Origin of the sequence: Streptomyces sp. NPDC048514 (genome assembly GCF_043199955.1) — a bacterium.
Lineage (GTDB): Bacteria > Actinomycetota > Actinomycetes > Streptomycetales > Streptomycetaceae > Streptomyces.
This window is the reverse complement of the sequence record NZ_JBICWT010000009.1, coordinates 1-22891: the sequence shown is the minus strand read 5'-3', so window position 1 is coordinate 22891 and position 22891 is coordinate 1. Positions and strand designations below refer to the sequence as shown.

Annotated in this window: 16 protein-coding genes; 6 read left to right on the top strand and 10 right to left on the bottom strand. The window is 70.7% G+C overall.

Going from position 1 to position 22891, the window contains the following annotated elements; genetic code table 11:
• The first annotated feature begins 475 nt into the window (after nucleotides 1-475).
• The 3 genes from ACGFT2_RS20520 (at nucleotide 476) to ACGFT2_RS20510 (ending at nucleotide 3365) form a co-directional block, all read left to right on the top strand.
• Complete coding sequence (locus ACGFT2_RS20520) at nucleotides 476-1282, top strand: methylenetetrahydrofolate reductase (RefSeq protein WP_393280952.1); 807 nt, start codon at nucleotides 476-478, stop codon at nucleotides 1280-1282.
• A gap of 97 nt (nucleotides 1283-1379) precedes the next feature.
• Nucleotides 1380-2861 (top strand): AlkA N-terminal domain-containing protein, encoded by a 1482-nt coding sequence (locus tag ACGFT2_RS20515; RefSeq protein ID WP_393280103.1) that lies wholly within the window; start codon nucleotides 1380-1382, stop codon nucleotides 2859-2861.
• A gap of 12 nt (nucleotides 2862-2873) precedes the next feature.
• The gene (locus tag ACGFT2_RS20510; RefSeq protein WP_393280100.1) at nucleotides 2874-3365 is read left to right on the top strand and encodes a methylated-DNA--[protein]-cysteine S-methyltransferase; all 492 of its coding nucleotides are present in this window, start codon (nucleotides 2874-2876) and stop codon (nucleotides 3363-3365) included.
• 24 nt (nucleotides 3366-3389) lie between these two features.
• On the opposite strand, the gene ACGFT2_RS20505 is transcribed toward ACGFT2_RS20510, so the two are convergent.
• The gene (locus tag ACGFT2_RS20505) at nucleotides 3390-4661 is read right to left on the bottom strand and encodes a phospholipase D-like domain-containing protein (RefSeq protein WP_393280097.1); all 1272 of its coding nucleotides are present in this window, start codon (nucleotides 4659-4661) and stop codon (nucleotides 3390-3392) included.
• Nucleotides 4662-4942: 281 nt separating this feature from the next.
• Here ACGFT2_RS20505 and ACGFT2_RS20500 point away from each other — a divergent pair, with 281 nt between their 5' ends.
• On the top strand, nucleotides 4943-11431 hold the full coding sequence (locus tag ACGFT2_RS20500) for an RHS repeat-associated core domain-containing protein (RefSeq protein WP_393280093.1): 6489 nt from the start codon (nucleotides 4943-4945) through the stop codon (nucleotides 11429-11431).
• A gap of 14 nt (nucleotides 11432-11445) precedes the next feature.
• Nucleotides 11446-12156 carry a hypothetical protein gene (locus tag ACGFT2_RS20495; protein ID WP_393280090.1) on the top strand — a complete coding sequence of 237 codons (711 nt, stop codon included), beginning with the start codon at nucleotides 11446-11448 and terminating at the stop codon, nucleotides 12154-12156.
• Between the two features lie 106 nt (nucleotides 12157-12262).
• On the opposite strand, the gene ACGFT2_RS20490 is transcribed toward ACGFT2_RS20495, so the two are convergent.
• The 3 genes from ACGFT2_RS20490 to ACGFT2_RS20480 form a co-directional block, all read right to left on the bottom strand.
• Nucleotides 12263-12997: an NAD-dependent deacetylase gene (locus ACGFT2_RS20490; RefSeq protein WP_393280087.1), complete on the bottom strand. Its 735-nt coding sequence runs from the start codon at nucleotides 12995-12997 to the stop codon at nucleotides 12263-12265.
• A 111-nt stretch (nucleotides 12998-13108) separates the two neighbouring features.
• A complete protein-coding gene (locus ACGFT2_RS20485) occupies nucleotides 13109-13603 on the bottom strand; it encodes an NUDIX domain-containing protein (RefSeq protein ID WP_393280084.1) in 495 nt (164 codons plus the stop codon).
• A 28-nt stretch (nucleotides 13604-13631) separates the two neighbouring features.
• The gene (locus ACGFT2_RS20480; protein WP_393280081.1) at nucleotides 13632-14720 is read right to left on the bottom strand and encodes an ADP-ribosylglycohydrolase family protein; all 1089 of its coding nucleotides are present in this window, start codon (nucleotides 14718-14720) and stop codon (nucleotides 13632-13634) included.
• A 161-nt stretch (nucleotides 14721-14881) separates the two neighbouring features.
• On the opposite strand from ACGFT2_RS20480, the gene ACGFT2_RS20475 reads away from it, so the two are divergent.
• Nucleotides 14882-16033, top strand: a complete 1152-nt coding sequence (locus tag ACGFT2_RS20475) for a glycerate kinase (RefSeq protein WP_393280078.1) — start codon at nucleotides 14882-14884, stop codon at nucleotides 16031-16033.
• A 348-nt stretch (nucleotides 16034-16381) separates the two neighbouring features.
• Here ACGFT2_RS20475 and pssA read toward each other — a convergent pair whose 3' ends face one another.
• From pssA to ACGFT2_RS20445, 6 genes are all read right to left on the bottom strand, one after another.
• On the bottom strand, nucleotides 16382-17197 hold the full coding sequence (pssA, locus tag ACGFT2_RS20470; RefSeq protein WP_393280948.1) for a CDP-diacylglycerol--serine O-phosphatidyltransferase: 816 nt from the start codon (nucleotides 17195-17197) through the stop codon (nucleotides 16382-16384).
• 22 nt (nucleotides 17198-17219) lie between these two features.
• Nucleotides 17220-17876 (bottom strand): phosphatidylserine decarboxylase, encoded by a 657-nt coding sequence (locus tag ACGFT2_RS20465; protein WP_393280076.1) that lies wholly within the window; start codon nucleotides 17874-17876, stop codon nucleotides 17220-17222.
• A gap of 170 nt (nucleotides 17877-18046) precedes the next feature.
• Complete coding sequence (locus tag ACGFT2_RS20460; RefSeq protein WP_393280074.1) at nucleotides 18047-19252, bottom strand: acyl-CoA dehydrogenase family protein; 1206 nt, start codon at nucleotides 19250-19252, stop codon at nucleotides 18047-18049.
• Nucleotides 19252-19776 carry a MaoC family dehydratase gene (locus ACGFT2_RS20455; protein WP_393280072.1) on the bottom strand — a complete coding sequence of 175 codons (525 nt, stop codon included), beginning with the start codon at nucleotides 19774-19776 and terminating at the stop codon, nucleotides 19252-19254. Before ACGFT2_RS20455 ends, ACGFT2_RS20460 begins: the two co-directional genes overlap by 1 nt.
• A 5-nt stretch (nucleotides 19777-19781) precedes the next feature.
• Nucleotides 19782-20744: an HpcH/HpaI aldolase/citrate lyase family protein gene (locus tag ACGFT2_RS20450; RefSeq protein ID WP_393280070.1), complete on the bottom strand. Its 963-nt coding sequence runs from the start codon at nucleotides 20742-20744 to the stop codon at nucleotides 19782-19784.
• The gene (locus ACGFT2_RS20445) at nucleotides 20741-22768 is read right to left on the bottom strand and encodes a protein meaA (protein ID WP_393280067.1); all 2028 of its coding nucleotides are present in this window, start codon (nucleotides 22766-22768) and stop codon (nucleotides 20741-20743) included. Before ACGFT2_RS20445 ends, ACGFT2_RS20450 begins: the two co-directional genes overlap by 4 nt.
• Nucleotides 22769-22891 lie beyond the last annotated feature (123 nt).

Genomic DNA, 22891 nt, shown 5'->3' with positions numbered 1-22891 from the left:
TCCTGCGTTCCGCCTGCCCGGTGACGGTGGCCCCGGGGGCGGGCCGATGCGCACCCCCGGGCCGGGGCGGTCGCGGACCTGGCGCGTGCCCCCTGAACCGGGGCGGCTGCGGACCCTGCCCGCCCCCCCGGCCGGGACGGCAGCCGATCCCGTGCGCCCCGGCCGGGACGGCAGCCGATCCCGTCGCCCCCGGCCGGGACGGCAGCCGATCCCGTCGCCCCCGGCCGGGACGGCGGCGAACCGGTGCCCACCCCTGGGCCGGGGCGTCGGCGGTCCGCGTGGCATCATCGGCCGGGGTCAGGACCACCGTCGTACGAGGAGCACGATGAACCCCGCTCTCACCGCCCCGCCCGACGGGGACACCCCCGGCAGGAACGGAGCCGAGAGCCCGCACCGGACCACCTCCACCTCCTCTGCGCCTGCCGGCCCGCCGCTGTCCACCGGGTTCTCCCTGCTCGACGACTTCTCCCTGGAGATGACCGGCAAGGACGTGCCCCGGCTGGAGGAGGCATGCGACGGCATTCCGCCCGGCACCCGGATCAACATCACCTTCCTCGCCGGTGAGGACCTCGGCACACGGCTGGTGGCGGCCCGCGCGGTCAAACGCCTCGGTTTCGTCCCCGTACCGCACATCTCCGCGCGCCGGCTGCCCTCGCGCTCCGCCCTGGAGGACTTCCTGTCCGGGCTGGCGGCGGACGGCACGGCCGAGAACGTGTTCGTGGTCGGCGGCGACCCGGCTCGCCCCGAGGGCCCGTACGAGGACGCCCTCGCCCTGCTGCGCACCGGCCTGCTGCGGCACCACGGCGTCCGCCACATCGGTGTCGCCGGCTATCCGGAGGGCCACCCGGCGATACCCGCCCCCACCCTGTGGTCGGCGCTCACCGACAAGGCGGCCGCCATCGACGCCGAGCGGTTCGGCGGCGACGTCATCACCCAGTTCGGTTTCGACGCCGACCCCGTCCTCACCTGGCTGGAGGCCGTCCGCGCCCGCGGTGTGCACCTGCCGGTCCGCATCGGCGTCCCCGGCCCGGCGGGCGTACGCCGGCTGCTCGGCTACGCCACCAGGTTCGGCGTCGCCACCAGCACCTCCGTCGCCCGCAAGTACGGCTTCTCGCTGACCAACCTGATGGGGGCGACCGGTCCGGACCGTTTCCTGCACACCCTGGCCCGCCGCTACGACCCCGCGCGGCACGGGCGGGTGAAGGTGCACTTCTACACGTTCGGCGGGCTGCGGACCACCGCCGAGTGGGTCACCCGGTTCCGGCGGGAGGGCCCCGCCTAGGAGCCCCCTTCCCGGGCGCGACCCGGCCCAGCTCACCCCCACGTACGTGTCGGATTCCCGCCAGCGAACGGGGTGGGCGGTGGTCGATGCTGGACGTATGCAGACAGGGATGCACCTCGACCGGGAGCACTGCGTACACGCTGTGCGGTCCAAGGACGCGCGGTTCGACGGATGGTTCTTCACGGCGGTCCTGACCACGCGGATCTACTGCCGGCCCAGCTGCCCGGTGGTTCCGCCCAAGGCCGAGAACATGACGTTCTACCCGAGCGCGGCCGCCTGCCAGCAGGCCGGCTTCCGGGCCTGCAAGCGCTGCCGCCCCGACACCAGCCCCGGCTCCCCGGAATGGAACCGGCGCGCCGACCTGGTCGCCCGGGCCATGCGGCTGATCGCCGACGGCGTCGTGGACCGCGAGGGCGTGCCCGGCCTCGCCGGCCGCCTCGGCTACAGCACCCGGCAGGTGGAGCGGCAACTGCTCGCCGAGCTGGGCGCGGGGCCCCTCGCATTGGCCCGCGCCCAGCGCGCCCAGACCGCACGGCTGCTCATCGAGACCACGCCGCTGCCGATGGCGGAGATCGCCTTCGCGGCCGGCTTCTCCTCCATCCGCGCCTTCAACGACACCGTCCGCGAGGTCTTCGCCCTGTCCCCGAGCGCGCTGCGCGCCCGAGTCCCCGGCGACCGCGTGGCGAACACCCCGGGCAGCCTCTCCCTGCGCCTGCCGTTCCGGGCCCCGCTCAACCCCGGCAACCTCTTCGGGCACCTCGCCGCCACGGCCGTACCCGGCGTCGAGGAGTGGCGCGACGGCGCCTACCGGCGCACGCTCCGGCTGCCCTACGGACACGGCATCGTCGCCCTCACCCCGCGGCCCGACCACATCGCCTGCCGGCTCACCCTGAGCGACCTGCGCGATCTGACCGTGGCGATCAGCCGCTGCCGCCGCATGCTCGACCTGGACGCCGACCCGGTCGCCGTCGACGGCCGGCTGCGCACCGACCCGGTGCTGGCGCCGCTGGTCGACCGGGCCCCGGGCCGCCGGGTGCCGCGCACGGTCGACGAGGCCGAGTTCGCCGTCCGCGCCGTGCTGGGACAGCAGGTGTCCACGGCCGCCGCCCGCACCCATGCCGCCCGCCTGGTCACCGCGCACGGCAAGCCGCTCGACGATCCCGAGGGCGGCCTCACCCACCTCTTCCCGGCCCCTGATGCCCTGGCCGCCGTGGACCCAGGGACCCTGGCCATGCCCCGCACCCGGCGCACCACCCTCACCACCCTCGTCCGGCAACTCGCCGACGGCACCCTGCACCTGGGTGTCGAATCGGACTGGGCCGAGACCCGCGCCCGGCTGCTCGCCCTGCCGGGCTTCGGGCCCTGGACCGTCGACGTCATCGCCATGCGCGCGCTCGGCGACCCCGACGCCTTCCTCCCGACCGACCTCGGCATCCGCCGAGCCGCGGGAGAGCTGGGCCTGCCGTCCACGCCGGCCGCGCTCACCGCGCGCGCCGAGGCCTGGCGCCCGTGGCGGGCGTACGCGGTCCAGTACCTGTGGGCGACCGACAGCCACCCGATCAACTTCCTCCCCGTCTAGGAAGGTTCAGCAGTGAACAGCCACACCGTCATCGACAGTCCGTACGGACCGCTCACCCTCGTCGCCGACGCCGACGGCGCCCTGTGCGGCCTGTACATGGCCGGTCAGCGGCACCGGCCGCCCGAGGAGAGCTTCGGACCGCGCACGAGCGGTCTGCGCTGCTTCGCCCGGGCGGAGGAGCAGCTGTCCGCCTACTTCGCGGGTGAGCTGACCCGGTTCAGCCTCGAACCGGCCCTGCACGGAACCCCGTTCCAGCGCAGGGTCTGGGAACAGCTCACCCGCATCCCCTACGGCGGGACCCTCACCTACGGGGAACTCGCGGACGCCCTCGGCAGTCCCCGGGCCTCCCGCGCGGTCGGGCTGGCCAACGGCCGCAACCCGGTCGGCATCATCGTGCCCTGCCACCGGGTGATCGGCGCCGACGGCGGCCTGACGGGGTACGGCGGCGGCCTGGACCGCAAGCGCCGGCTGCTGGACTTCGAGCGGGGGGCGGCCCTCTTCTAGCGCGCCGGCACGGTTCGGGAGCGCTCAGTCGGCCGTGCCGGTGACACCCTTGCAGGCGTCGGTGCCGTCGGCGGTGCCGGGGACCGCGGCGGCCTTCACGGCGTCGAAGTTGCCGACATAGGCGTCGTGGTAGGCCGAGTCGTCCACCTTGAGCAGCGCCTCGTCGTTCTCCCGGAGCGAGGGGCCCGAGTAGTTGTGGCTCCCGGTCCACAGCACCTTGTTGACCGCACCGTCGTACTTGCCGTCGATCAGCAGGTACTTGGAGTGCACGACCGAGTTGGTGGTGCCGGGGTCGCCGTCCTCGTCCCAGTTGTAGCAGCGCACGGAGGGGCCGCCGGAGGCGTGCAGCGCCTCCCAGGTGCCCGGCGCGCCCGTGCTCGCGGCGCTGTCGGTCTCGGCGTAGACGACGTCGACCGAGCAGCCGGCCTTCTGCAGGGCCGTCAGCTTCTCGGCGACACCCTGCCGGGTCAGCCGGAGCACGGCGACGCGTACCTTGGTCTGCCTGGTGACGCCGCCCGAGGTGTAGCTGCAGGTCACCTTGTCGAGGATGTTCCAGATGGTGTCCTTGCCGTTCCCCGAACCCGGATAGGGGAAGAAGTACACCTTGAACGGGCTCGCCGTGGTCGAACTGTAGGTCCAGGCCCGCCAGTCCATCGCCTTCAGATCGGCGAAGTAGTTCGTGTACGCCGTGTACAGCGGCACGTTGAACGGCAGCAGGAACGCGTTGTTCCACATGCGGCTGTACGCCGAGGGCGACATGTTCGAGGAACTCTGCACCACGAGGTCGGACGCCCCGTCGACCTGGGAGAACAGCCAGAACTTGTTGTGGTTCAGGCCGTTGCTGGGCAGGACGTCCGGGTCACCGAGGCAGGACTGCTTCGGCGGACAGGTGCCGACGAAGGACGACTGGGACCGGTCGGTGCCCAGGGCGTCCTCGAGAATGCCGTACGAGCCGTCGGTGGTCGAGGTGGAGCTCGAGTTGTCCAGCATCACCTGGACGTCGACCCCCCGGGCCGTGTGTGCGTCGGCGAGCGCGCGGGCGACCTCCTCGTCCCACAGGTGGTACATCGCCACCTTGATGTCCGACCCGGGTGCCGCGGTGCCGATGAACGTCAGCAGCCGGGTGCGGATGGCCTGCTGCTCCTCCACGGTGCCGGTCGGCTTGTTGAAGACCGGGCCCTCGGACACGGCGGCGGCGGCCTCCGGAGCGGTGCCCAACTGCAGTCCGGCGGCCAGGACCACGGCGCTGAGCAGCGCGGCGGTCCTGGACGCCCTGAACCGGGACGCGAATCGCATCGAACTTTCCTCCCCAGGTGGACTGACGGCCCTGACCTGGGCATTGGTCCACTGTTCCGGTGTGTCACGGGTGACGCGGAGGGATCTTGTCAGAAGTTCCACGATTACGACAGTGGACGGAACTTGACCTTCCTTTGAACTGGACAGGACATTCCGATGACGCTTAGGGTCCGTCCGCTGTAGCGATTGGTGTACAGCGAACACACAGCCGGCACACCAGCCGCCACCCGGCGCGAGTGGCCGACGTGCGTCGACTCTCGAAGAAAGCTGAGCTGAAGTCTGTGAGACGATTGCGCTCGCGCGGCACTGCCGCGCTGGTCGGGAACGGGCTGCTGGCGGGTCTGCTGTCCGCCCTGGTGCTGGCACCGGCGGCCACGGCGGTCGCCGTGCCCAGGGGTGACGAACCGAGCGTGCGGGCCCGGGCGTTGGACGCTCCGGTCCCGCAGGCCGCGGAACCGACCCTGAAGAAGGCGCCCGAGGCCTCCTGGCCCAAGGCCGTGAAGGCCACGCTCGACCTGCCGACGGGAAGCAAGGGCGCGACGGCGTCCGTGGTGACCGTACGGCCGTCGAAGCCGGGCGGCGCCGACGCGCGGAAGACGCGGGCCGCCGCGGTGGCCAAGCCGGCGGACCGCGCCCCGCGCAAGGTCGAACTACAGGTCCTGGACCGCAAGAAGGCCGAGGCGGCGGGGGGTCTCGGGCTCGCCGTGCGCGTGGCCCGCAGGGACGGTGGCGCGCTGACGGGCGACGTCGACGTGTCCATCGACTACTCCGGCTTCGCCCACGCCTACGGCGGCAACTTCGCCGACCGGCTTCGACTGATCAGGCTGCCCGCCTGTGCCGCGACCACCCCCGGGGCCGAGGCGTGCCGGAAGGCCACGTACGTGCCGGCCCGCAACGACGGCGGCCGGCAGACGCTGACCGCGACGGTCCAGGCGGCGCCGCAGGTCCAGCAGTTGTCCGGCATGTACGCCGCCCCCGAGCCGGCCGTGTACACCCTGACCTCCGGCTCCTCCTCCGACAAGGGTGACTACCGGGCGAGCACCCTGTCGCCGACGGGCACCTGGGACGTGTCGCTGGGCTCGGGCGCCTTCACCTACGCCGTGCCCATCGACATACCGGCACCTCCGATGGGCCAGGCGCCGGAGGTCTCGCTGGGCTACAACTCCCAGGCCATCGACGGCCGTACGTCGGCCTCGAACAACCAGGCCTCCTGGGTGGGCATGGGCTGGGACCTCGACGTCGGCTACATCGAACGGCGTTACAAGAACTGCACCCAGGACGGCCACCCGACCTTCGGCGACCTGTGCTGGGACTCGCCGAACTCCGGCGCCGACCCCAACGGCGCCAACTACGTCATCAACCTCGGCGGCACCACGTCGGAGCTGGTCCAGGACAACACCGGCACGGGCTCCTTCCATCTGAAGGACGACCAGGGCTGGCGGGTCCAGAAGCTCAACGGCGGCTACGGCAGCGACAACACCGACGAGTTCTGGGTCATCACGCACCAGGACGGCACGCGCTACTACTTCGGGTGGGGCCGCACCGAGCGCCTCAACTCCCAGAAGGAGCACGAGAAGACGGGCTCGGTCCTCACCGTGCCCGTGGTCGGTGACGACGAGGGCGAGCCGTGCCACGCCTCCTACCCGAACCCCTGCAAGCAGGCCTACCGGTGGAACCTCGACCGGGTGGTGACCCCGAACGAGGTGGAGAACTCCTACTTCTACAAGAAGGAGACGAACTTCTACCGGTCGGTGGCGGCGGCCGACAAGGCCCGCTCCTACGACTCCGCCTCCTACCTCGAACGCATCGACTACGGCTGGTCCTCCCAGATCCCCGGCGCACAGCTGCCGGGGCAGGTCGACTTCCAGCACGTCAACCGGTGCGTCGAGCGGATGAGCGAGAAGGATCCGCTGGACCACGTCGCCCCGGACTGCCCGACGATCGACGCGAAGCCGGCGTCGTACCCGGACGTGCCCGTCGACCTGATCTGCGACGGCCCGGAGGACGGTGAGACGTGCGTGGGCAAGACGTACTTCCCCACGTTCTTCCAGCGCGGCATGCTCTGGGACATCCTGGTCAAGGTGCGCGACACCGACGCCGCGCCCTGGGACACCGTGCGGCAGTACCAGATGAAGTACGCCCTGATGGACCCGTCCGGAGCCGTCGGCGACCAGCTGTGGCTCGACTACATCCAGCGCCGCGGCTACGCCGGTGACGACGTCACCCTGCCCACACTGAACTTCAACGGCGAGTGGCAGGACAACAAGGTCGGCGACGGCGGGCTGAACTTCCGCCGGCTGAACAAGGTGTTCACCGACACCGGAGCGACGATCAGCGCCACCTACGGGCACGCCACGGACGACGGCGGTGCGATCGACCGCCAGTGCGACCCCGACAGCCTTCCCTCGCAGTCGGACAACCACTACGAATGCTTCTGGCAGAAGTGGACTCCCGAGGGCTCGGAGACCGAACGGTCCGGCTGGTTCAAGAAGTTCGTCGTGACCAGAATGACCGTCGACCCCGGCGACCTGGCCGACGGCGACCCTTCGATGACCACGACCTACCAGTACGACGGCGCCCCGGGCTGGCGCTTCACGGCCGACCCCATCGCCAAGGACGAGGACGAGTCCTGGTCCGAATGGCGGGGCTACGGCAAGGTCCTGGTCACCACCGGCGCCGGCACCAACCGGCATTCCACCTACTACTGGCTGTACCGCGGCCTCGACGGGGACCGGACGGTCAAGACGGACGCGGCGAAGACCCGGACGGCGAAGATCGCCGATTCGGACGGCAAGGAGTGGACCGACTCCCCGTGGCTGGCGGGACGGACGCTGGAGACGTCGAGCCGCGACCAGGAGGACAAGGCGCAGTCCCGGCAGTGGCACGAGTACTGGACACACAACACCGCGCAGTACACGGGCCTGCCGGACGCGCGGTTCGTCCGCGAGGACAGGACCCGCAGCCTGGAGAAGCTGGCGACGTCCTCCGACGACCCGGCGACCTGGCGTGAGCACATCGTCGAGAACGAGTACGACGACGGCGAGACGGCGTCGACGGCGTTCGGCCTGCCGATGCGCATCGACGACTGGGGTGCGACGGACGTCTCCGACAACACCTGCACCGAGTACGGCCGCGCCTACAACACCGACACCCTCGACGGCACCGGAACCAAGCGCTGGATGGTGTACCAGGACGACGAACGGCACTACAGCGTCTCCTGCACCACCCAGGCGGAGGACCAGGCCGCCGGGCAGGACACCCTGCACCAGGACAAGCGCACCGTCACGTTCTACGACCACGCGACCTCGTTCACCGAGAACGACACGAACCTGACCGACGGCAACGCCACGGAGCTGCGCGTCTACACCGACGCCGCGGCCTACCGCACCGCGAGGAGCGACTACGACGACGCGGGACGCCGCACCAAGGCGTGGGACGGGAAGAACAACCTGACCACGACCGCCTACAACCCGCCCACCTCCTGGCCGCTCGAGGGCATCGCGACCACGACCCCCGACCCGGACGGCACGACCGGTCCGGGCACGGCGATGACCAGCACGGAGTACGACTCCCGGTTCTTCGGCCGGCCCTGGAAGACGGTGGACGCCAACGGCAACACCACCCGTGTCGTCTACGACGCCGCCGGACGCCTGTCCAAGGTGTTCAAGCCGACCGAGTCGGCGAACTACCCCGACGGCAGTCCCACGATGAGGTTCGGCTACGAGGTTCCGGTCGCCGCCTCCGCGACGGGCGTGCCCGACGTGGCCACCGGCGCCGACATGAAGACCAGCGGCGAGACACTCCGGTCCGGCGCGACCTACGCCAAGTCCGTCGTCTACAGCGACGGGCTCGGCCGGGAGCGGGAGAAGCAGGAGCCGGCGGCCACCGGCACGGGCCGCACCGTGACGGTGACCCGCTACGACTCCTCGGGCAACGTGGCCGGCACCTCGGCGCCGTTCTACAACTCCGGTGCGACCGGCTCGGGACCGGTGAACCCGGCGGTCGCCGACCTGCCGTCGTACACGGACGCCGAGGCCGACTGGGCCGGGCGCACCACGCTGAGCCAGATCCAGGCCGGCGGCGTGGTGCAGCCGGTCGACAAGACGGTCACCCGATACGGCGGTGCCGACCTGACCACGGTCTTCCCGCCCACCGGCGGGCCCGTCGACACCTACACGGATGTCTTCGGCCGGACCGTCAAGGTGGTCGAGCACATCGGCGCCGAGTCGTACACGACGTCGTACGAGTACACGCGCAGCGGCAACCTCAAGTACATCCACGACTCACGGGGCAACACCACCCACTACACCTACAACCAGGCGGGCGACCGGCTCACCACCGAGGACCCCGACGCCGGCGCCAGTTCCACGACGTACGACGCCAACGGCCAGGTGGAGACCACCCAGGACGCCAACAACACCGTCCTCACGTACGAGTACGACAACCTGATGCGGTCCACCAGGACCAAGCAGGGCAGCACCGTCCTCACCAGCCGGACCTACGACACCGTGACCGGCGGCAAGGGCCTGCCGGCCGCGGCCACCACCTACTCCGGCGGGCAGGCGTACACGACCAGGGTGAACGGCTACGACGCCGGCGGACGGCCGACCTCGAAGTCGGTCACCGTGCCGGACGACGGCGCAGGGCTCCAGGGCTCGTACACCTTCGGTTACGGCTACGACTCCGCCGACCACGTCACCTCGGTGGACTACCCGGCGATCGGTGGCCTGCCCAAGGAGACCGTCACCACCGAGTACACCGCGCAGGGCCGGCTCTCCAAGGTCTCGGGCCTGACCACGTATCTCTCCGGGACCGGGTACGACGCCATCGGCAGGCTCACCTCACGCAGCCTCGGCACCGCGGGCACGGGCACCTCCCTCACCCGCACCTTCGCCTACGACGACGCGAGCGGCACCGGCTGGCTGAGGAACGTCGTCACCGACACCGTGAAGAACGGCACCAGCACCAAGGTGCAGGACGACACCTACGCGCGCGACGCCGCCGGTTCGGTGACCGCTCTGCGTGCCGCGACCGACAACCAGCAGGAGTGCTACCGCTACGACGACCTGAACCGGCTCACGGACGCCTGGACCACCGCGGCGACGAGCTGCGGCGGCACGCCGCAGTCCGACTTCGCGGGACCGGCCCCGTACCAGACGAAGTACAGCTATGACCGGCTGGGGAACATCCAGTCCGTCGTCGACACCACCCAGAGCGGATCGACGACCGAGGACTACGCCTACGCCGGCTACAGCGCCGACGAGTCCTCCTACACGCCGGACCAGCCGCACCCGCACGCCGTCGCCTCGGTGACCTCGCCCTCGGGCAAGGACACCTACGGCTACGACGCCGCGGGCCAGCTGAAGACCCGTACCCGGGGCGGAGTCGCCTCCACGCTCGACTGGAACCCGCAGCGGCAGCTTGCCTCGGTCACCCAGAAGAAGACCGGCGGCGACGAGACCACCCGGTACGTCTACGACCCGGAGGGCAACGTCCTGCTGCGTGCCTCGAAGCAGGAGAACGTCCTCTACCTCGACGGCCACGAGCTGCACAAGGCGGGCACCGCGGCGGCGAAGGCGACCCGCTACTACACCGCGGGCGACGCGAGTCTCGCCATGCGTACCGCCGACGGCTCCGCGAACGGCTTGCTGACCTGGCTGCTCGGCGACGGGCAGGCGTCCACCCAGCTCGCGGTGAGCGTGGCCGGTGTCGTCACCAGGCGCCGGTACACGCCGTTCGGGGCGCAGCGCGGGGCCACCGGCCTGGCGGGCGGCAGCGATCGCGGCTTCCTCGGCAAGGAGGAGGACGACTCGACCGGCTTCTCGCTGCTCGGCGCCCGGATCTACGACCCGGGGCTGGGGCGGTTCCTGTCCACGGACCCCGTGCAGTCACCGTACGAACCGCAGAAGCTCAGCTCCTACAGCTACTCCGCGAACGACCCCGTCAACTACAGCGACCCCACCGGTCTCGACCGGGCATGCCGCTGCGGCCACCGCCCGCCGCTGGTGGTGAACGGCCGGCCGACCGGGCAGCACACGAGCGGCGGCATCCCCAACACCCCGCGTGGCCCGGCGACGGCTCCCGCACCCGGGTGCGACCAGGCGTGCCGTAACGCCCTCAACGCCCTCGTGGTCAACCAGAAGGGGATCAACAAGAGGCTGGCCATCGAGCTGCGCAACTACGTGTACGTCCTCGGCGGCAACATGAAGCCGTGCGTGGAGGGCGCGGAGGTCAGTTCCGGTGTGGCGGCCGGATGCGCCGACCTGCAGGGTCAGACGTCGAACGTCGTCTGGCAGGACGTGCTGCAGAGGTGGCTCGACGGCAAGGGCGGCGCCCTCTCCTTCGGAGCGGGAGCCAAGATCACACAGCAGCTCTCGAACGGCCCGCACAATCGGGAACTCCTCAAGTACGTGTCCAGGGCCGTCGACGCGGACTGGGACCTGCCGCCCTCCATGCTCGGGGGTGACGCTTCCTATAGTGACCCGAAGACGAACATCGCCAAGGACATCTGGGGGATGTACACGGACGGTCAAGGGGGCACGGACACCCCGGACGCCTTCCTCGGGTCGTTCAACGAGGTCTACCAGGTGGTGAACATCGACAAGAAGAAACGTGAGTTCACCGTGGCCGTCGCGGCCTTCAACGACACCGGGACCAAGTCCCTGTTCCATCTGCCGGACTGGACCGGGATCGGCATGGAGCGAGGCCAGGGCAAGCAGATGGCCAGCGTGCACCAGACCTACTACTACACGATGACCGTCCGTGAGTGAGGAGAGCTGACAGAGTGAAGACGACATCCCCGCCGAGCCGGCCGGCCCGGCACATACCGGACCGGGTCCTGCGGGCAGTGGCCCTGCTGGTCCTGCTCGCCGGGATGCTCAGCGGGATGTCGTCCCTGCTGCCCGCCCAGGTCGGCGTGTCCGACCTGGTGCGGGACGCCGGACGCGACGGATCCCCCGTCGTGCACGTCCGGCAGACCGGTCTCCTCGAGGTCCGGGCGAGCTGGTCCACCGGCTTCCTCGGCGACAAGGAGATCACCCACCGCTTCACCGGACTCCCGCCCAGCCCCGGCGGCGTCCGGATCTTCGAGGGCACGGTGCGACGCCAGGCCCGCGCGCAGGGCAGGACGGTCACCTTCGCCGAGGACGACCCCCTGGCGGATCTGGGCGGTCTCTCCCTTCTCCTCCCCGTCCTCCACTGGCAGTTCATCCCGCAGGCGTGGCTTCGCTGGAGCGTGATCGCGTGCGGTCTCGCCGTCCTCGCGGCCATCGCGATGCGTGACCGCCCCCGGGCCAACCCGGGATACTGGTATGTGTCGTGCCTCGTCACGGGGGCCGGATTCCTGACGTACCTGTGGTGCGAACCCCGGCCGCTGTGGCCGCGCACCACCGAAGACCCCCGCCCGCTCGGCGGCGTCCGGGTCACCGTGTACACCCTCGCCACCTCCGCGGCCGTCGCACTGACCATCATCGGCTTGGCGGCACTTCGGGCATGACGGCGAAGCCGGCGGGTGTCCCGGCGACGTCCGGCCGGGCGTCCCGCGTCCGTGGGCGGGAAGGATGCCGCCTCGCCCGTCCGGCGCCCGGCCGTCGTGGTCCGGCTCAGGCCTCCTGACCGCGCAGACGGCCCAGAATCCGGGGCAGGGCGGTGCCGATGGGCTCACGGACCACCTCGTCGGCGATCTCGTCGTACGGCGTCGGTTCGGCGTTGACGATGATCAGCCGGGCGCCGTGGTCGGAGGCGACGCCGACCAGGCCCGCGGCGGGCTGGACCTGCAGACTGCTGCCGACCGCGATGAACACGGTGCACGCCTTGCTGACCGCGAGAGCCTCGCCCAGGACCACCGGGTCCAGCCGTTCGCCGAACATCACGGTGGCGGACTTGAGGATTCCGCCGCACTCGGCACACGCCGGATCCCCTTCGCCGGCCTCCACCCGGGCGAGGGCGTCCTCCATCGGGCTGCGCACATCGCAGCCGGTGCACACCACGCTGCGGGCGCTGCCGTGCAGTTCGAGGACCTTGCGGGCGGGCATCCCGCCGAGCTGGTGCAGCCCGTCCACGTTCTGTGTGATCACCCGGACCGGGACGCCGGACTTCTCCAGGTCGGCGACGGCCACGTGCGCGGCGTTCGGCCGGGCCTCCAGCGTGCGGTGCTCGCGCCGCATCCGCCAGGACCTGCGCCGGATCTCGGAGTCGGCCATGTAGTACTCGTACGTCACGAGCTTTTCGGCCTCGGGATCCCGTCGCCACAGTCCGTCGGGACCGCGGTAGTCCGGGATTCCGGAGTCGGTGGAGATACCGGCCCCGCTGAGCACGGCGACGAGCGGCTTGGTCATGCGGTCGAGGGTAGGCCGGGCCTCCCGGCTCCGGCGAACGGATATCGCCGCGCCCCGCAACGAGCGTCGGGCGGCTGGTCGCGGGTCGAGGGGGACGGGCACGGCTGTCGGCTACGCCGCGGGGTGGCCGTTCTCCAGTTCCAGGGGGCCGATGCCGGTCGTGAGGGCGTCCAGGGCGGCGAGGACGCGGCGGCCGAGGGCGCCGGGCAGGTGGCCGGCGATGTCCTCACGGGAAACCAGCCGCCAGGACAGCAGTTCCTCCTCCTGCAGCCGGATGGCCTTGAGGTCGGCGTCCGCGAGCACACCGCCGTCGTACAGGTACGCCACCAGCGGCGGCCGGCCATCGCCGCGCACCCAGTCCACGGCCAGCAGACGTCCGAGTTCCCTGTCGAGCCCGATCTCCTCCAGCGTCTCCCGGCGGGCGCCCTCGCGCGGGGTCTCCCCGTCGTCGGACTCGATGGTGCCGCCCGGAAGCGCCCAGCCCTCGCGGTAGTTGGGCTCGACGAGCAGCACGCGTCCCTCGGCGTCCCGGAACAGCGCGGCCGCGCCGGCGAGGACACGGGGCAGGCCGGCGATGTACGTGGCGAAGTCAGGCGTCGTGGTCATTGAGAAAGGGTAACCAGCCGCCGGGCGGCTACGGGCCGGCCGTCGCCAGGCGCAGGGTGCGTTCGGCCAGCGCACTGATCCGTACGCCGTCGAAGCCGAACACCGCGCTGCGGACGGTGTCCTCCAGCGGGTCCCTCCACTGGGCCGGGATCGCGGCCGCGCCGTTGCGGACCCCGGCCACCGAGCCGGCCGTCGCCCCGTTGGAGTCGGTGTCCAGGCCGCCGCGCACGGTCAGGGCGATGGTCCGGGTGAAGTCGCCGTCGCCGTACAGCAGCCCGGCGGTGAGCACGGCAACGTTCGGCACCGTGTGGATCCAGCCGAGCCCGGCGGTCTCCGCGGACACCGTGGCCAGGGTCTCCTCCCAGGGCAGCCGTGTCTCGTGCAGAGTGGCCACCCGCCGCACGGTACGGGCCAGGCGGCTGCTCGCCGGGATCAGGCCGAGCGCGCTCTCCAGCGCGTCCCGCACGGTCGGCGCGGTGAAGGCCGCGGAGATCAGCGCGGCCGCGAACATCGCGCCGTACACGCCGTTGCCGGTGTGCGACAGCACCGCGTCCCGGCGGGCCAGGCCGGCGGCGCGGGACGGATCCCCGGGACAGGCCCAGCCGTAGACGTCCGCGCGGATCAAGGCCCCGATCCACTCCTGGTACGGGTTCTCGTACGTCGCCGTCAGCGGCGGCTTCAGTCCGTTCGCGAGGTTGCGGTACGCCGCCCGTTCGGCCGTGAACGTCTGCAGGTACGGCAGCCGGAGCAGCCACAGGTCACCGACCTGCTCGGTGCTGAAGGCGAAGCCGTGGGTCTCCAGCAGGTGCAGCCCGAGGATCGCGTAGTCCACGTCGTCGTCCCGGCAGCTGCCGTGGATCCGGCCGCGTACACACGCGCGCCACTCCGGGCGCAGTACGGCGGTCTCGGCCGCGTCGGCGGGTTCGGGCAGGTAGTCGGTGAGCGGCAGGGCGGCGGCCCGCCGCAGATAGCGGTCGATGCGGGCGCGGGTCCACACCTCGCCCTGCTCGACCGGCTTGCCGAGCATGTTGCCCGCGATCCGGCCGATCCAGCCGCCGTGGATGCGGTCGGCGAGATCGGGCTCGATGTGCCGGAGGGCCGGGGGCGGGGTGGTCATGGCTGGGGTCTACCCGTTTTCACCGGCCCCCTCCCCGCGGCCCGCCGGCGGCTTTCCAGGGTTCGGTCGGGGCATGACGGCGAGGGTGTCCTGAGGTTATGGTCACAGCGGCGCGACTGGCCCTGACGTGCGCGGGGCCCGGAGAGCAAGGGGAAAGCAAGGTGGCGGACGCTGCAGGGGACGAGACCCGTCGGGTGCTCATCGCCGCGGACAAGTTCAAGGGCTCGCTGACGGCCGTGCAGGTCGCCGAGCGGGTGACGGCCGGGCTGCGCCGGGTCGTGCCCGGCCTCCGGGTCGAGGCGCTGCCCGTGGCCGACGGAGGCGACGGAACCGTGGACGCGGCGGTCGCGGCCGGCTTCGAGCGGCGGGAGGTCCGGGTCGCCGGACCGCTCGGCGAGGAGGTCACCGCCGCCTTCGCGCTGCGCGCGGGCACCGCGGTCGTGGAGATGGCCGAGGCCAGCGGGCTCCAGCGGCTCCCGGCCGGTGTCTTCGCGCCGCTGGCCGCCTCCACGTACGGCTCCGGTGAGCTGCTGCGCGCCGCGCTGGACGCGGGCGCGCGGACGATCGTGTTCGGCGTCGGCGGCAGCGCCACGACGGACGGCGGCGCCGGCATGCTGTCGGCGCTGGGAGCGCGGTTCCTGGACGGGAACGGCGAGCCGGTGGCCCCGGGCGGCGGCGGGCTGGCCGGACTGGCCCGCGCGGACCTGACCGGTCTGGACCCCCGGCTGTCCTCGGTCGAACTGGTGCTGGCCAGCGACGTCGACAATCCGCTGACCGGGCCGAAGGGTGCGCCGGCGGTGTACGGCCCGCAGAAGGGGGCATCGCCGCAGGACGTGGAGACCCTGGACGCGGCGCTCGCGCACTACGCCGAGGTCCTTCAGGCCGAGGTCGGGCCGAGGGCGGCGGAGTACGCGGCGTCGCCGGGGGCCGGCGCGGCGGGCGGCATCGGCTACGGCGCCCTGCTGCTGGGCGCCCGCTTCCGGCCCGGAATCGAGGTCATGCTGGACGTCCTGGGCTTCGCGCCCGCCCTGGAGCGGGCCTCGATGGTCATCACCGGGGAGGGCTCGCTGGACGAGCAGACGCTGCACGGGAAGGCGCCGGCGGGAGTGGCCGCGGCGGCGCGTGCGGCGGGCAAGGACGTGGTGGCCGTGTGCGGGCGGCTCGCGCTGCCGGAGGAGGCGTTGCGCGGGGCCGGGATCGGCCGGGCGTATCCGTTGACGTCGGTCGAGCCGGACGTGGCCAAGTGCATCGCCGATGCCGGGCCGATCCTGGAGCGGGTCGCCGCCCGCATCGCGCAGGACCGCTTCAGCTGACGCCCCTGGGGGCTCCGCCCCCAGCCCCCCGGGTTCCCCCGCCCACCCACCGCCCGACCCGGTAGGCCGAACAGCCCCCGCCCAGCCGGCCTGGACGCACCGTCCGGCCAGCTTCCCGCCCGGCCGACCACGAGCGCTACGATGCCTTCGCACCCGGCCGACCACGAGCGCTTCGGTGTCTTCGTGCCCGGCCGGGGCGGACCGGTGATTCGGTGCCCTCGCAACCGACCGGGATGGGCGGGTGGGTGGGTGGGTGAGCGAGGGGGGCCGGAGGGCGGAGCCCCGGGTGGGGAGAACAGCGAGGGGCCCCGAACCCGTCCCGGGTTCGGGGCCCCTCGGCGTTCACGCCTACGGCACCTGCGCGCGCGCCTCGCGACGGTTGTCGCGGAAGTTGTTCACCCGGCGAGCCGTGGCGAACAGCGGGATCACCGCGCCCATGACCAGCTGCAGGGCGCAGCCCGTCTGGAGCAGCAGCTGCCCGCTGGGGGCGTCGAAGGCCCAGGCCGCCAGCAGCCCCATGGACAGCACGATCCAGGAGAGCATCGCGCCGGCGAGCCGGCCCCGCGGCTTCGGGTACTCCACCCGGCTGACCATCAGCCACGCCGTGCCGAGGATCGCCAGCAGCGTCGCCACGAAGGGCAGCTCCAGCAGCACGATCGAGACGACCGTCAGCGCGCCGAACGGCGAGGGCATGCCCTGGAACATGCCGTCCTTCATGGTCACGCAGGAGAAGCGGGCCAGACGCAGGACGACGGCCAGGAGCACCACGATCGCCCCGAGCGCCGCCATTCTCTGGTGCGCGTCGTCCGCGACCATGCCGTAGACGAGGACGAAGTACGCGGGCGCCAGTCCGAAGCTGATCAGGTCGGACAGGTTGTCCAGCTCCGCGCCCATGGGGGAGGAGCGCAGCTTGCGGGCCACCAGACCGTCGAACAGGTCGAAGACCGCCGCGCAGAGCATCAGGATGACCGCCGTGGCCGCGCTGTGGCGGGCCATGCCGGACTCCTGGCTGCCGGTGAGGTGCGGGATCAGGATGCCGGTGGTGGTGAAGTACACCGCCATGAAGCCGCACGTGGCGTTGCCCAGCGTGAGGGTGTCCGCTATCGACAGGCGGAGAGAGAGGGGCATCTCCTCTTCGTCGTCCACGTCGTCGGCCTCGGGCACCCAGCCCGCCTGGGTCTCCGGATCAATCACGGTCAATGCGAGTCACCCCAGCCACGGTCTTCTGACCGACCTCGACCGCGACCTCCACGCCCTCGGGCAGGTAGAGGTCGACACGCGAGCCGAAGCGGATCAGACCGATGCGGTCGCCCTGCTCGACCTTCGAGCCCTCGGGGATGTAGGGCACGATGCGACGGGCCACCGCGCCAGCGATCTGGATCATCTCGATGTCGCCGAGTTCGGTGTCGAAGTGCCAGACTACGCGCTCGTTGTTCTCGCTCTCCTTGTTGAAAGCCGGAACAAAGCCGCCAGGGATGTGCTCGACCGACGTCACGGTGCCTGCGAGGGGCGCGCGGTTGACGTGGACGTTGAGCGGGCTCATGAAGATGGCGACGCGGGTGCGGCCGTCCTTCCACGGCATGATGCTCTGCACCACACCGTCGGCGGGAGAGATGACGCGGCCCGTGGCGATCTCGCGCTCAGGGTCGCGGAAGAACCACAGCATGCCCGCCGCGAGCGCGGTGGCGGGCACGGCGACGGCCTTGGCTGCGCCCGAGCGGCGGGCGCGGACCAGGCTGAGGGCTGCGGTGGCGACGGTCGGGAGGAGCCACGGCGATGCTCCGCGCGCGAGGCGTGCGCCTACCAGGCTGTCGCGGTGTGCAGAGGTTTGGCTGTGGGGCATGGATGACCTTCGTAGCGGATGATGCCGCGCGGTGACGGGGGACGGCGGCTTTCCCGGGATCGTACCGGTCGCAGGCCACAACTGGGCAAGCCAGGCAGCCGAGTCGGCGGCCGAAGAGGGTCTACGGGGTGTGATCTTCTTCTCGAAGAAAACACCCCGTATCCGGACAATCAGCCCTGGAATCGATACTCTTCGAGCAACCTGCGCCCGATGATCATTTTCTGGATCTCGGCGGTACCTTCACCGATGAGCAGCATCGGCGCCTCCCGGTAGAGGCGCTCGATCTCGTACTCCTTGGAGAAGCCGTAGCCGCCGTGGATCCGGAAGGCATCCTCCACGACCTCCTTGCAGTACTCGGAGGCGAGGTACTTCGCCATCCCCGCTTCGAGGTCGTTTCGTTCCCCGGAGTCCTTTTTGCGTGCCGCGTTGACCATCATGGCATGCGCGGCCTCGACCTTGGTGGCCATTTCGGCCAGCTTGAACTGGATGGCCTGGTGCTGGGCGATCGCCTTGCCGAAAGTGTGCCGCTGCTGGGCATACCGGACGCCCAGTTCGAAGGCACGCTGGGCGACGCCGCAGCCACGCGCCGCCACGTTGACGCGGCCGACCTCGACGCCGTCCATCATTTGGTAAAAACCTCGGCCGGTGACGCCGCCGAGCACCCGATCGGCCGGCACGCGCAGGCCGTCCATGATCAGCTCGGTCGTGTCGACGCCCTTGTAACCCATCTTGTCGATCTTGCCGGGAATGGTGAGGCCGGGACGCACCTCGCCGAACCCGGGCTCCTTCTCCACCAGGAAGGTCGTCATCGACTTGTGCGGGGCCGTGCCCTCGGGGTGTCCTTCGTCACTTCGGACGAGAACGGCCACGAGCGAGGACGTGCCGCCGTTCGTCAGCCACATCTTCTGGCCGTTCAGGACGTACTCGTCGCCCTCCTTGACCGCCTTGGACGTGATCGCCGACACATCGGAGCCCAGGCCCGGCTCGGACATCGAGAAGGCGCCGCGGATGTCGCCGGCGGCCATGCGGGGCAGGAAGTGGTCCTTCTGCTCCTGCGTACCGTGCTGCTTGAGCATGTACGCCACGATGAAGTGCGTGTTGATGATGCCGGACACCGACATCCAGCCCCGCGCGATCTCCTCCACGCACAGCGCGTAGGTGAGCAGCGACTCGCCCAGGCCCCCGTACTCCTCGGGGATCATCAGACCGAACAGGCCGAGTTCCTTCAGGCCGTCCACGATCGCTTGCGGGTACTCGTCGCGGTGCTCCAGCTCGGTCGCGACCGGGATGATCTCCTTGTCGACGAAGTCCCGGACGGTGGAGAGGATCTCCTGCTGTACGTCGGTCAGACCGGCGGTCTGGGCGAGGCGCGCCATCACTTCTCCGTCTTTTCCGTAGGTGCGTTCAGCTCCGGGCGGCCGGGCTGCTCGCCGCCGCGCTCCTTGATGTAGGTCTCGGTGGGCACCATGACCTTGCGGCGGAAGACGCACACCAGAGTGCCGTCCTGCTTGTAGCCCTTGGTCTCGACGTAGACGATCCCGCGGTCGTTCTTCGACTTCGACGGCCACTTGTCGAGGACGGTCGTCTGGCCGTAGATCGTGTCGCCGTGGAAGGTCGGCGCCACGTGCTTGAGCGACTCGATCTCCAGGTTGGCGATCGCCTTGCCGGAGATGTCCGGGACGGACATGCCGAGCAGCAGCGAGTAGACGTAGTTCCCGACGACGACGTTCTTGCCGAAGTCCGTCGTGCTCTCCGCATAGTTGGCGTCCATGTGGAGCGGGTGGTGGTTCATGGTGAGCAGACAGAAAAGGTGGTCGTCGTACTCCGTGACCGTCTTGCCCGGCCAGTGCTTGTACGTCGCCCCGACCTCGAACTCCTCGTACGTGCGTCCGAACTGCATCGCGCTCAGGCCTCCGGGATCTCGAACTTGCCGGTGCGCCGCATGCCCGCGGCGCGCCCCTTGCCCGCGATGACCAGGGCCATCTTGCGGCTGGCCTCGTCGATCATCTCGTCGCCGAGCATCGCGGAGCCCTTCTTGCCGCCGGCCTCGGAGGTGTAGTACTCGTACGCGTCCAGGATCAGCTCGGCGTGGTCGTAGTCCTCCTGGGACGGCGAGAAGATCTCGTTGGACGCCTCGACCTGGCCCGGGTGCAGCACCCACTTGCCGTCGAAGCCGAGGGCCGCGGCGCGGCCGGCCACCTCGCGGTAGCCGTCGACGTTGCGGATCTGCAGGTAGGGGCCGTCGATCGCCTGGAGGTCGTTGGCGCGGGCGGCCATCAGGATCTTCATCAGGATGTAGTGGTAGGCGTCCGCCGGGTAACCGGGCGGCTGCTCGCCCACGACGAGCGACTTCATGTTGATGGAGGCCATGAAGTCGGCCGGCCCGAAGATGATCGTCTCGACGCGCTGGGACGCCTGCGCGATCTCGTTGACGTTGTTCAGGCCCTGCGCGTTCTCGATCTGCGCCTCGATGCCGATCCGGCCGACCTCGAAGCCCATGGTCTTCTCGATCTGGGTGAGCAGCAGGTCCAGCGCCACGACCTGCTGGGCGTTCTGCACCTTCGGCAGCATGATGCAGTCGAGGTTCTGGCCGGCGCCCTCGACGACCGTGACGACGTCGCGGTACGTCCATTCGGTCGTCCAGTCGTTGACCCGCACCACGCGCGTCTTGCCGGTCCAGTCGCCCTCGTTGAGGAACTTGACGATGGTGTGCCGCGCCTCGGGCTTGGCCAGCGGCGCGCACGCGTCCTCCAGGTCGAGGAAGACCTGGTCCGCCGGGAGGCCCTGCGCCTTCTCCAGGAAGCGCGGATTGCTTCCCGGGACCGCCAGGCAGGAGCGGCGGGGGCGAAGGCGGTTGACGGTCGTCATGCGGGGACCTCCAGGGGGTCGAGCTTGTTCGCTTTCCGGATCTCGTCGACGATGCGGCCGATGATCCCGGTGATGTCGAAGTCCTTCGGGGTGAACACCGCGGCCACACCGGCGGCCCTGAGCTGTTCGGCGTCACCGTTCGGGATGATGCCACCTGCGATCACGGGTATATCTGTGGCACCCGCCACACGCAGCCGCTGGAGTACGTCCGGGACCAGCTGGGCGTGTGACCCGGAGAGGATCGACAGGCCGACCGCGTGGACGTCCTCCGCCAGGGCCGCGTCCACGATCTGCTCGGGGGTGAGCCGGATGCCCTGGTAGACCACCTCGAAGCCGGCGTCGCGCGCGCGGACGGCGATCTGCTCGGCACCGTTGGAATGCCCGTCCAGGCCCGGCTTGCCGACCAGGAAGCGGAGTTTGCCGACGCCCATGTCGCGGGCGGTGGTGTCGACCTTGGCGCGCACCTCGGCGAGCGCCGAGCCGGCCTCGGCCGGGACGGCCACCGGCGCGGAGGAGACCCCGGTGGGCGCCCGGAACTCGCCGAACACCTCGCGCAGGGCCCCGGCCCACTCGCCGGTCGTCACTCCGGCGCGGGCGCACTCCAGGGTGGCCTCCATCAGGTTGTCGGTGCCCTTGGCCGCCTCCTTCAGCCGCTCCAGCGCCTTGCAGGGGCGCGGGTGGTTGAAGGGCGGCTGGTAGCGGGTGTCCCGCCAGCGCCCGAGGGACTCGATGACGCGGGCCTCGACCGCCGGGTCGACCGTCTGGATCGCGGTGTCCAGGTCGGCGGTGAGCGGGTTCGGCTCGGTGCCCTCGAAGGCGTTGACGCCGATGATCTTCTCCTGGCCGGACTCGATCCGGGCCCGGCGCTCGGCGTGCGAGGCGACCAGCTGCGACTTCAGGTAGCCGGACTCGACGGCGGCCATCGCGCCGCCCATCTCCTGGATGCGGTCCATCTCCGCGAGGGACTCCGCCACGAGGGCGTCCACCTTCGCCTCGATGACGTGCGAGCCCTCGAAGATGTCCTCGTACTCCAGCAGGTCGCTCTCGTAGGCGAGCACCTGCTGGATGCGCAGCGACCACTGCTGGTCCCAGGGGCGGGGCAGGCCGAGGGCCTCGTTCCAGGCGGGCAGCTGCACGGCACGCGCGCGTGCGTCCTTCGACAGGGTCACGGCCAGCATCTCCAGCACGATCCGCTGGACGTTGTTCTCCGGCTGCGCCTCGGTCAGGCCGAGGGAGTTGACCTGGACGCCGTAGCGGAAGCGGCGCTGCTTGGGGTTCTCGATGCCGTACCGCTCGCGGGTGACCTGGTCCCAGATGCGGCCGAACGCCCGCATCTTGCACATCTCCTCGACGAAGCGGACGCCCGCGTTCACGAAGAAGGAGATCCGTGCGACCACGTCGCCCATGCGCTCCCGGGGCACCTGGCCGGAGTCGCGCACGGCGTCGAGGACGGCGATCGCGGTGGACATCGCGTACGCGATCTCCTGCACCGGCGTGGCCCCGGCCTCCTGCAGGTGGTAGCTGCAGATGTTGATCGGGTTCCACTTCGGGATGTGGGAGACCGTGTACGCGATCATGTCCGTCGTCAGGCGGAGCGACGGGACCGGCGGGAAGACGTGCGTCCCGCGGGACAGGTACTCCTTGACGATGTCGTTCTGGGTCGTGCCCTGGAGCTGGGTGATGTCCACGCCCTGCTCCTCGGCGACGACCTGGTAGAGCGCCAGCAGCCACATGGCCGTGGCATTGATCGTCATCGAGGTGTTCATCTGGTCCAGGGGGATGTCCTGGAACAGCCGGCGCATGTCACCGAGGTGCGCGACGGGCACGCCGACCCGGCCGACCTCGCCGCGGGCGAGGATGTGGTCGGAGTCGTAGCCGGTCTGCGTCGGCAGGTCGAATGCCACCGACAGACCGGTCTGGCCCTTGGCGAGGTTGCGCCGGTACAGCTCGTTGGACGCCTCGGCCGTGGAGTGACCGGCGTACGTGCGCATGAGCCACGGCCGGTCCTTCTGACGCTCAGTCATCTATGACCTCGGGTGTCCTCAGATGTTGCGGAAGCGGTTGATGGCGTCGATGTGCCGGTCGCGCATCTCCTGGTCGCGCACGCCGAGGCCCTCCTCGGGTGCGAGGCACAGCACGCCGACCTT

Coding starts and splice junctions, on each gene's coding strand:
- ACGFT2_RS20520 (WP_393280952.1), top strand. CDS start 476: ATGACCGGCAAGGACGTGCCCCGGCTGGAGGAGGCATGCGACGGCATT.
- ACGFT2_RS20515 (WP_393280103.1), top strand. CDS start 1,380: ATGCAGACAGGGATGCACCTCGACCGGGAGCACTGCGTACACGCTGTG.
- ACGFT2_RS20505 (WP_393280097.1), bottom strand. CDS start 4,661: ATGCGATTCGCGTCCCGGTTCAGGGCGTCCAGGACCGCCGCGCTGCTC.
- ACGFT2_RS20490 (WP_393280087.1), bottom strand. CDS start 12,997: ATGACCAAGCCGCTCGTCGCCGTGCTCAGCGGGGCCGGTATCTCCACC.
- ACGFT2_RS20485 (WP_393280084.1), bottom strand. CDS start 13,603: ATGACCACGACGCCTGACTTCGCCACGTACATCGCCGGCCTGCCCCGT.
- ACGFT2_RS20480 (WP_393280081.1), bottom strand. CDS start 14,720: ATGACCACCCCGCCCCCGGCCCTCCGGCACATCGAGCCCGATCTCGCC.
- ACGFT2_RS20465 (WP_393280076.1), bottom strand. CDS start 17,876: ATGCCCCACAGCCAAACCTCTGCACACCGCGACAGCCTGGTAGGCGCA.
- ACGFT2_RS20460 (WP_393280074.1), bottom strand. CDS start 19,252: ATGGCGCGCCTCGCCCAGACCGCCGGTCTGACCGACGTACAGCAGGAG.
- ACGFT2_RS20455 (WP_393280072.1), bottom strand. CDS start 19,776: ATGCAGTTCGGACGCACGTACGAGGAGTTCGAGGTCGGGGCGACGTAC.
- ACGFT2_RS20450 (WP_393280070.1), bottom strand. CDS start 20,744: ATGACGACCGTCAACCGCCTTCGCCCCCGCCGCTCCTGCCTGGCGGTC.
- ACGFT2_RS20445 (WP_393280067.1), bottom strand. CDS start 22,768: ATGACTGAGCGTCAGAAGGACCGGCCGTGGCTCATGCGCACGTACGCC.